General features: G+C 69.5%; 1 protein-coding gene. It reads right to left on the reverse strand.

The window, feature by feature from the left end:
• The coding region (locus D7W79_RS32620) for a non-ribosomal peptide synthetase (protein WP_147442157.1) at nt 1–9,602 on the reverse strand (9,602 nt) is incomplete at both ends.

Consider the following 9,602-nt stretch of genomic DNA (forward strand, 5'->3'; position numbering starts at 1 on the left):
CCAGCCGCGGTGACGCGGGAGGGTGGCGGGGGCTTCGCCAGCGCTCAGGAGCAGGGCGGTGCCGTCGTACGGCCGGGGCACGTACTTCTCCTGGGCGAAGAGGTTGGCGCGGAAGACCTGGAAGAGGACGCGCAGCTGCGTGGGACCGGAGTGCACGTCGAGGATGCGCGCCCGGACGCCTTCCTGCAGCAGGTGGCCGAGCATCGCGTCATCGTCACCTTGCGCCAGGACGTCGTCGGAGAGGGAGAGCGTCTGGCCGAAGGCCGTCGCGGTGGCGTGGGCGAAAGCGAGCCTCGCGCGAGCGTGGGAGTCGAGGTGCGCGACGTCCTGGGAGGGCTTCGTCAGGCCAGGGACGTGGGTGTCGATGAGCGCGAGCAGGTCCACGGCTTCACCGGCCTCACGCAGCCGCTGGGCCATCTCGTAGGCGACGAGTCCGCCCAGGGACCAGCCTCCCAGTTGGTAGGGGCCGTGAGGCTGCACCGTGCGGAGGGCTTCGATGTAGAGGTCGGCCATCTCCTCGATGGATTCCGCGACGGGGCGTCCGTCAAGGCCGCGCGACTGGAGGCCGTAGACGGGCAGTGAGGGGCCCAGACGCCGTGCCAGCTCCGAGTAGGCGAGGACGTTGCCGCCGCCCGGGTGGACGAGGAAGAAGGGCCGGTGGCCCGGCTCTCCACGCTCCAGCGGGACGAGGGGCGTCCACGCCTGAGAGTCCTCGCGGAGCAGCTGGGCGAGCTGCTCGACGGTGGGCTGCTGGAAGAGGACGGAGAGGGGAATCGACTGGCCCAGGCGCTCTCGCACGGCGGCGACCATGCGCACGGCGAGCAGCGAGTGGCCGCCGAGCTCGAAGAAGCTGGAGCGGACGCCGACGGAGCGGACGCCGAGGATGTCCTCCCAGATGCGAGCGAGCTGCATCTCCAGCGCGTCACGAGGGGCGACGAAGTCCCGGGCCTCGCTGGCGTGAGTGTCGGGCTCCGGCAGGGCCTTTCGGTCCACCTTGCCGTTGGCGTTGAGGGGCAACGCGTCGAGGACGAGGAGCGCGGAGGGCACCATGTACTCGGGCAGCCGCTGCTTGAGGCTTGCCTTGAGGGCTTCGGAGTCCAGCACCTGGCCTTCGCGCGCGGTGACGTAGCCGACGAGGCGCTTGTCCGCGTCCGTGCCCCGGGCCACGACGACGGCCTCGTTGACGCCGGTGGATGCACGCAGCGCGGCTTCGATTTCACCCAGCTCGATGCGGAAGCCACGCACCTTCACCTGGAAGTCGACGCGGCCCAGGAAGTCGAGTGTGCCGTCCTCCCGCCAGCGGGCCTTGTCGCCCGTGCGGTAGAGGCGCTCGCCCGGGATGGAGGTGAAGGGATGGGGGACGAAGCGCTCCGCGGTCAGGTCCGGGCGGTGGAGGTAGCCCCAGGCGAGGCCCTGGCCACCGACGTACACCTCTCCGGCGACGCCCACGGGCACCGGACGCAGGTGGGCGTCGAGCACGTAGGCCGTGGAGTTGGAGAGGGGACGGCCGATGGGCACCGCACCGTCCACCACCGAGTCTCGACGCAGGGTGAGCGTCGCGGAGAAGGTGGTGTTCTCCGTGGGGCCGTAGCCGTTGATGAAGGTGGTGCCTTCGGGGATGCGGGAGAGGTGCTCACGCACTCGGGCGGCGGGAAGCACGTCGCCACCGGCGAGCACCTGACGCACGCCCGCGAGGGCTTCACCCTGGTGCAGGGCCATCTGCTCGAAGAGGGCCGCCGTGAGCCACAGGGCCGTCACGCGGTGCTGGCGCAACTGCGCGGCCAGTTCCTCCAGCGAGAGGGAGTGAGGAGGCGCGAGGACGAGCTTCGCGCCGTGCAGCAACGCGCCCCAGATTTCGAGCGTGGAGGCGTCGAAGGCGACCGGGGCTGCCTGGAGCCAGACTTCGTCAGGCCCGAAGCGCATGAAGGAGTTGCCGAGCACCAGGCGGGTGATGCCTCGGTGGGGCACGCAGACCCCCTTGGGGCGCCCGGTGCTCCCGGAGGTGAACATGACGTAGGCGAGGGACTCGCCGTCCACGCGAACATCCGGCACATGCGTGGGCAGCGCGGCAATGACATCCCGCTGCGCATCCAGCCAGACGCGGGTACCGGATGCAGGCAGCAGGGAAGCGAAGGGCTGGTGAGTCAGCGTCACGCTGACGCCCGCGTCTTCCAGGAGCGCCGCGATGCGTTCCACGGGAGCGTTGCGATCCACGGGAACGAAGGCCGCGCCCACCTTGAGGATGGCGAGCAGTGCCGTCACCATTTCGAAGGAGCGCTCAACGGCCAGGCCGACGCGTGCACCCTGGATGATGCCAAGGGCGCGCAGGTGATGAGCCAGTTGGTTCGAACGGGCTTCGAGCTGTGCATACGTCAGCGAGTCATCCCCCAGCACGAGGGCGACGGCGTGAGGCGTACGCTGCGCCTGCTGGGCGAAGTGCACGTGGACGGGGATGTCCGTGGGGCTGATGGCCGCGGTGTCATTCCACTCCACGAGGATGCGCTGACGCTCGTCGCGGGAGAGGAGGGACAGTTCCGCCACGGACTGCTCTGGCTTCGCGGCCACGGCCTCCAGCAGCGTGTGCAGGTGGCCTGCCATCCGCTCGATGGTGCTCTGCTTGAAGAGGGCGGTGCTGTACTCCAGCGTGCCGCGCAGGCCTTCGCTCCCTTCGGTGAAGAAGACGCTCACGTCGAACTTCGACGTCGAGTGAGTGGCCTCCAGGCCGCGCAGCCGCAGGTCCGGCAGCCGCACGTCCTCCGTGGGCACGTTCTGGAGCGCCAGCAGCGTCTGGAAGAGAGGTGTGTGGCTGAGGCTGCGCGTGGGCTGCAGGGCCTCCACCAGCTTCTCGAAGGGCACCTCCTGGTGCTCGTAGGCCTCCAGCACCGTGGCACGCACCTGTTGCAGCAGCGTCCGGAAGGACTGCTCCTCGTCCACCTTCGCGCGAAGGACGAGCGTGTTGACGAAGAAGCCGATGAGGCCCTCCGTCTCCTCGCGGGTGCGGCCGGCAATGGGCGAGCCCACGCTGAGGTCCTGCTGCCCCGTGTAGCGCGCAAGCAGGCCCTGCCAGGCGGCCAGCAGCACCATGAAGAGCGAGCCGCCTTCCCGGTGGGCGAGGCCGCGCAAGGCTTCCGTCAATTCACGCGATAGGGTGAAGCTGAGGGTCGCGCCCGCGGTGCTCCGGACGGCGGGACGGGGGAAATCGGTGGGCAACTCCAGCACGGCCGGAGCACCGGAGAGCTTTCCCTCCCAGTAAGCCATCTCCTGCTGCAGCGTCTCACCGGCAAGGGTACGGCGCTGCCAGTCGGCGTAGTCCGCGTACTGCACCGGCAGCGCAGGCAGGGGAGACGGTTGCCCGGCGGAGAAGGCCGCGTAGAGGGCGGTGACTTCCCGCACCAGCACGCCCAGCGACCAGCCGTCGGAGACGATGTGGTGCATCGTGACGACGAGGACGTGCTCGGTTTCGGTCAGCTTGAAGAGGAGCGTGCGGAGGAGCGGGCCGGTGCGCAAGTCGAAGGGTCGGCGCATCTCCGTCTCCACGCGGGCCCGCGCTTCGGACTCACGCTGCGTTTCGGGCACGTCCGTGAGGTCCACGAGGGCCAGGGGCTGGTGGCTGTCGGGATGGATGACCTGGACAGGCGTCCCCTCCACCTGAGCGAAGGTGGTGCGCAGAGCGTCGTGACGGCGCACGACTTCCTGCAGGGCTCGCTCCAGCACGTCGGCGCGCAGGTAGCCCTCCAGCCGGACGGCAACGGGCACGTTGTAGAGGGAGCTGCCCGGCTCCAGTTGGTCGATGAGCCACAGCCGCTGCTGGGCGAAGGACAGCGGCAGCGGGCCGTCATGCGAGACGCGGGTGAGTTGAGGCGCGCTGGTGCGGGTGAGTCCCTTCAGGCGAATGGCGAGGGCCTCCACCGTGGGGGACTCGAAGAGGGCGCGCAGAGGGAGTTCCACGCTGAACTCGGCGCGCACGCGCGACACCACCTGCGTGGCCAGCAGCGAGTGGCCACCCAGCTCGAAGAAGGAGTCCTTCACGCCCACCTGGGGCAGGCGGAGCACCTCCGCCCAGATGGATGCGAGCTTCGCTTCGGCTTGCGTGCGAGGTGCCTCGTAGGTGCCGCCTGACTGCGGTGCCTCCGGCTCCGGCAGGGCCTTGCGGTCGACCTTGCCGTTGGAGTTGAGGGGCAGGGCGCCCAGCACCACGAAGGTGGAGGGCACCATGTACTCAGGAAGCCCCTGGCGCAGATGCGCCCTGAGGGCTTCCACCTCCAGGGAGGCCTCCGCCTTGGGCGCGACGTAGGCGACCAGTCGCTTGTCGGCGGCTTCGCCCTTCGCGACGACGACGGCGTCCTTGATGCCCGGAGCGCGGCGAAGCGCTGCTTCGATTTCTCCCAGTTCGATGCGGAAGCCGCGCACCTTCACCTGGAAGTCGATGCGGCCCAAGTACTCCAGGCGCCCGTCCAGGCGGTAGCGGACGCGGTCGCCGGTGCGGTACATGCGGCCGCCCGGAGGGCCGTAGGGCTCGGGCACGAAGCGCTCAGCAGTGAGTTCCGGGCGCAGCAGGTAGCCACGCGCTTGGCCTTCACCCGCGAGGTACAGCTCGCCTGCGACGCCCACGGGCACAGGCTGCAGCGAAGCGTCCAACACGTAGGCGCGCGTCGCGGGCAGGGGCCTGCCAATGAGAGGCACCTCGTCGCGGCCGACAAGAAAGGCCGTGGAGTAGGTGGTGTCTTCGGAGGGGCCGTAGAGGTTGAAGAGCTTCTGCACCGTCGGGACGGCGTAGACCTGCTTCGCCAACGTCTCGGGCAGGGCTTCGCCCGCAAGGTTGACGACGCGTACTCCCGGAGGCACGGCGCCCAGGCGCAGCAGTTGCGCCATGGCGGAGGGCACCGTGTTGACGAGGGTGACATGGGAAGCGGTAGGCAGTTCCGCCAGGTGCAGGGCGTTGCGTGCCACCACCACCGCGCCGCCGCTGCTCAACGGGGCGAAGAGCTCGAAGACGGAGAGGTCGAAGTTGAGGCTCGTCGCGGCGAGCGTGCCCTTCAGTTCCTCCGAGGTGAACGTCGCGAGCGCCCAGTGGAGGAAGGAGACGGCGTTGCCATGGGAGATGGCGACGCCCTTGGGACGGCCGGTGCTGCCGGAGGTGTAGATGAGGTAGGCGAGGTGCCCCGGCTGGATGTCCACAACGGGCGCCGTGGTGGGCTGCTTCACCAACTCCGCGTCCGAGTCGAGGCACACCGCAGTGGCGGTGGTTTCGGGCAGTGCGGCGAGCAGATGCGAGTGGGCGACGAGGGCAGGGCCCTGGGCGTCCTCAAGCAACCAGCCCAGGCGCTCTCGCGGGTAGCTGGGGTCCAGCGGCACGTAGGCGCCACCGGCCTTGAGAATGCCGAGGGCACCGATGACCAGGTCCTCGGTGCGTTCGACGCAGAGGCCGACGCGGACTTCGGGGCCGACGCCCAGGCCGCGCAGGCGGTGGGCGAGTTGGTTGGCCTTCGCGTCCATCTCCCGGTACGTCAGCTGACGCTCCGGCGTGATGATGGCCAGGGCGTCCGGCGTGCGACGCACCTGGGCTTCCACCATCGCGGGGATGCTCGGCTCGCGAATCGCCGGTGCCGCTTCCGGGTTCCAGCCGACGAGCAGTTGCTGGCGCTCGGAGTCGGTGAGCAGGGGCAGGTCACCCAGCCTCGTGTCCGGCTTCGTGGCGATGGCCTCCAACAACACACCGAAGTGTCCGGCCATGCGCTGGATGGTCGCCGCGTCGAACAAATCCGTCGCGTATTCCAGCGTACCGACGAACCCATCCCGTCCCTCACGCAGCCCCAGCGAGAGATCGAACTTGGCGAAGTGGGCTTCCAGCGGCAGGCCCTGGAACGACAGGCCGGGCAGACGCACCGCCTCGGTGGGCGTGTTCTGCAGGACGAACATGGCCTGGAAGAGCGGGCTGCGGCTCAGGTCGCGCGTGGGCTGCACGGCTTCGACGAGCTTCTCGAAGGGCAGGTGCTGGTGGTCGTACGCCGCGAGCGTCGTGCCGCGTACCTGGGCCAGCAGCTCACGGAACGTCGCGAGCGGGTTGAGTTGGGCGCGCAGGACCAGGGTGTTGATGAAGAAGCCGATGAGGCCTTCGGTCTCCGCCTGGGTGCGGCCCGCGATGGGGGAACCGACGCTGACGTCGTCCTGCGCGGCGTAGCGCGACAGCAGCACCTGGAAGGCCGCCAGCAGCGTCATGAAAGGCGTGGCGCCTTCACGCTGCGCCAGGGCCTTGAGTGCATCAGAGACCTGCGCGGGAATCCGCACATCCACGGTGGCGCCCCGGTGGGACTGAACGGGCGGACGCGCGCGGTCCGTGGGCAGCTCCAGCGCCGCGGGCGCACCCGCGAGCCGCTGCTTCCAGTAGTGGATCTGCGCGTCCAGGGCCTCACCCTGGAGCCAGTTGCGCTGCCACGTCGCGAAGTCCGCGTACTGCACGGGCAACGGCGAGAGGGCCGGCGTGCTTCCCGTGGTGAACGCCTCGTAGAAGGCCACCATCTCGCGCACGAGGACGCCCATGGACCAGCCGTCGGAGACGATGTGGTGCATCGTCACCAGTAGCAGGTGCTCCGCGTCGCCCAGGCGCACCAGCGTGCTGCGCAGGAGCGGACCCCTCGCGAGATCGAACGACCGTCGCGCTTCCTCGTCAGCCAGCCGCCGGGACTCTTCCTTCCGCTGGGCATCCGGCAGGGAGGAGAGGTCCACGACAGGCAGTGTCCAATCCGCCGGGGTGTGGATGCGCTGAGTGGGCTGCCCCTGGTGCTCGTGGAAGGTGGTGCGCAGGGCTTCGTGGCGTTGGACGAGCGATTCGAAGGCGCGGCGCAGCGCTTCTACATCCAGGTGTCCAGAGAGCTGGAGCGCGGTGGGGAGGTTGTAGGACGCGTCTCCGGGCTGGAGCTGATCCAACAGCCACAGCCGCTGCTGCGCGAAGGACAGGGGCCTTGGGCCGTCCGCGTGGGAGCGGGTGAGCGGAGGCAGGTGGACACTCGGAGTGCTCGCCTGGATGCGCTCCGCGAGCGCGGCGACCGTGGGGGCTTCGAAGAGGGCCCGCAGCGGCAGCTCCACACGGAAGGCGGAGCGAACACGCGAGACGAGCTGGGTGGCCAGCAGGGAGTGACCACCCAAGGCGAAGAAGTCGTCGTGGATGCCCACGCGCTCCACTCGCAACACCTGCGTGAAGAGGGCCGCGAGCTGTTCCTCCGCGGGGGTACGCGGCGCGACATAGGTGGAGGCGAGCGCATTGCTCTGAGGGGCGGGCAGGGCCTTGCGGTCCACCTTGCCGTTGGTGTTGAGAGGCAGGGCCTCCAGCACGAGGAAGGCGGAGGGCCGCATGTGCTCCGGTAGGAACTGCTTGAGCCAGTCCTTGAGGGCCTCGGGCGTGGGCGCGGGGTCCGTTCCTTCTGGAGGGACCACGTAGGCGACGAGCCGTTTGTCACCGGGCACGTCCTCGCGCGCCAGCACCACGGCGGCGTGCACCTGGGGATGCTTGAGGAGGGCCGCTTCGATTTCGCCCAGCTCGATGCGGAAGCCACGCACCTTCACCTGGAAGTCCGCGCGGCCCAGGTAGTCGAGCATCCCGTCCGCGCGCCAGCGCACCACGTCGCCGGTGCGGTAGAGACGGGCACCGGGCGTGGAGGAGAAGCCATCCGGGATGAAGCGGTCCGCCGTCAGCTCGGGACGGTTGAGGTAGCCGCGGGCCACGCCTTCGCCGCCGATGAACAGCTCACCCGCGACGCCCACGGGCACAGGGCGCAGCGTGCGGTCCAGCACGTAGACGCGCACGTTGGGCAGGGGCCGGCCGATGGTGGGCGTGGGCGAAGCGTCGAAGGCGCAGGCGGTGGCGTCGACGGTGCACTCGGTGGGGCCGTAGACGTTGAAGACGCGCGGACGCTGGACTTGCGCCAGGTGACGCCACGTAGCCGGGTCCACGGCTTCACCGCCCACGAGGACGCGGCGGGGAATGGACTGGCTTTGCAGCAGGCCTTCATCCACCAGCAGGCGCAGGTGCGCGGGGGAGCAGTCGAGGACGTCCAGCGCGTCCTGGCCGATGCGGTGGACAAGCTCGCGCACGTCGGCGCGGGCCTCGTCGGGGACGATGCAGAGGGTGTGGCCGTCGAGCACCTGGATGAGCTGCTTGACGGAGGCGTCGAAGGAGAGAGGCGCATTGACGCTGACGCGCTCTGCCGGCTGGGCACCAGCGTGCACGGTGGCGGCGAGGGCGACGCGCAGGTTCAGCACGGAGCGGTGCTGAATCATCACGCCCTTGGGGCGGCCGGTGCTGCCGGAGGTGTAGATGATGTACGCGAGGTGCTCCGGCGTGACTGACGTCACCGGGGCGTGCGAGGGCTCGCGGGCGAGGTCCGCGGCGTCGGAGTCCAGGCAGATGTCGTGCGCGGTATGCGGCGGCAGCGAATCGCGCAGGCGTTGCTGGGTGAGAACGACGGGAGCGCCCGTGTCGACGAGGACATGGGAGAGCCACTCACGCGGGTAGCTGGGGTCGATGGGGACGTAGGCGCCACCGGCCTTGAGAGTACCGAGGATGCCGACGAGGGCTTCGACGGAGCGCTCCACGCAGAGCACCACGCGCACGTCGGGGCCGACGCCCAACTTCACCAGCCGGTGCGCAAGCTGATTGGCGCGCGCGTCCAACTCACGGAAGGTGAGCTGCTCCTCGCGGCAGAGGACGGCCAGGGCTTCGGGCGTGCGAAGGGCCTGCGCGGCGAAGGCCTCATGGAGGCAGAGGTCGCGGGGGAACTCAGCGCTGGGGCCATTCCAGTCGACGAGCAACTGCTGGCGCTCCGGAGCGGTGAGCAGCGGCAGGCTCGCGAGCGTCGAGTCCGGCTTCGCGGCGATGGCCTCCAGCAGCACGCCCAGGTGGCCCACCATGCGCTGCACGGTCGAGGCATCAAAGAGCTCCGTGGCGTACGTCACTGTTCCGACGAAGCCCTGGGGCGACTCCTGCAACGTCAGGGTGAGATCGAACTTGGAGGAACGGGTGTCCACCGGGACGGGCTGGAAGGACAGCCCAGGCAGTCGCAGTGTCTCCGTGGGCGTGTTCTGCAGGGAGAACATCGCCTGGAAGAGCGCACTGCGGCTCAGGTCTCGCGAAGGCTGGAGGACCTCCACCAGCTTCTCGAAGGGGACATGCTGGTGCTCGTAGGCCGCGAGCGTCGTGGCCTTCATCTGGGAGAGCAGCTGGCGGAACGAGTCCTGCGGCTGTAGCCGGGCACGCAGCACCAGCGTGTTGACGAAGAAGCCGATGAGGCCCTCGGTCTCCGCCTGCGTGCGGCCCGCGATGGGCGTGCCCACGCTGATGTCATCCTGCGTGGAGTAGCGGGACAGCAGCACCTGCCAGGCCGCGAGCAGCACCATGAAGGGCGTCGCGCCTTCACCCTGTGCCAGCGACTTGAGTGCCTGGGAGACGTGCGACGGGACACGCACGTCCACCGTGGCTCCCCGGCGTGACTGCACGGGCGGGCGAGGACGATCCGTCGGCAGGTCCAGTGCGGACGGAGCCCCCGCGAGCTGCTGCTTCCAGTAACCCAGCTGCGCGTCCAGGGCCTCGCCCTGGAGCCAGCCTC

Source organism: Corallococcus exercitus, assembly GCF_003611585.1.
GTDB classification, from domain to species: Bacteria; Myxococcota; Myxococcia; order Myxococcales; family Myxococcaceae; genus Corallococcus; species Corallococcus exercitus.